At 61.1% G+C, this 1,328-nt stretch carries 1 protein-coding gene; it reads left to right on the forward strand.

Annotated features, from left to right (window positions below; genetic code table 11):
• The first annotated feature begins 268 nt into the window (after nucleotides 1–268).
• Nucleotides 269–1,321 (forward strand): IS110 family RNA-guided transposase, encoded by a 1,053-nt coding sequence (locus ACYQ8K_RS30060; RefSeq protein WP_459975015.1) that lies wholly within the window; start codon nucleotides 269–271, stop codon nucleotides 1,319–1,321.
• Nucleotides 1,322–1,328 lie beyond the last annotated feature (7 nt).

Here is a 1,328-nt window from a genome sequence, read left to right on the forward strand (position 1 = left end):
CAGAGAGAATGGGATGTCGCTCGCGGCGGTGGTCTGACTCTGAAGTCCATTGACGCCGCTTGGTTGTCCTTGCGTGGATTTGCCGGCTGGCGCCGCGAGTGACGCGCTCGACGTCACCGACGCGACGGCTGTGACTTCATAGGAGCTTGCGCACACAAGCCGCCCATTTCTGTCGTGTCCAACCGTCAACGCCGGTGGCGCCACCCATCCACCCGAATAGAGGACGGCAAGTACCAGCATGACAACTAAACCCCCATCTCGTCACATCGTGGCCGGAGTCGACACCCACAAACGGACCCATCACGCCGCAGTGCTGGACGCCAACACCGGAAAACTGCTCGCCGATCACGAGTTCGCTGCTACGCAAACCGGCTACCGGAAATTGCTGTCTTGGATGGGTTCTCACGGAACCGTCATCAAAGCAGGACTCGAAGGGACCGGCTCCTATGGCGCTGGACTGCAACGCTACCTGCAGGCTCACGAGATCACAGTGATCGAGGTATCACGACCTAATCGCCAGGACCGGCGCAGACAGGGAAAATCCGACCCGATCGACGCCATCAACGCCGCACGAGCCGTCTTAAGCGAGTCCGCAACCACCACACCCAAAGCCCGCCAGGGCTACGTCGAATCCGTCCGACAAATCCGCGCCACCCGTCGCAGTGCGGTCAAAGCACGTCGATCCGCCCTCAATCAGATCCACGGTCTGCTGGGGTGCGCGCCCGAACGTCTGCGCGCGACGTTGTCTGGCTATGACCGGGCCGCGTTAGTGCTCCGTTGCGCACAACTACGCATCCCCAAAGACGCCGCCCTCGACGACCCCACCATCAACGCCCGCCGCATGCTGCGTCGCCTGGCGAAACGCATCCAGATGCTCGACGAAGAGATCAACGAAGCCAACCAAGAACTCGACGATCTCCTCACCCGGAATACCCCAAACCTGTTGGCAGTCAACGGCGTCGGCACCGAAGCAGCCGGCCAAATCCTCACCACAGCCGGGCAAAACATCGACCGACTCAAATCTGAAGCATCACTAGCTCGACTCTGCGGCGTCGCACCCATCCCCGCCAGCAGCGGCAACATCACACGACATCGCCTCCACCGCGGCGGAGACCGCGACGCAAACAGCGCGATCCACCTCATCGTCATCAATCGACTGCGATGGCACGAACCCACCAAGCACTACCTTCACCGACGAACCGAACAAGGCAAGTCAAAAAAAGAAGTCATCCGCTGCCTCAAACGCGCCGTCGTCCGCGAGCTCTACCGAGCCCTCCAAGCCGACCTCAACCCACCACTCCACATCCTTGACGCTGCATAGGAGCATC

Source organism: Mycobacterium sp. MUNTM1 (assembly GCF_054660795.1).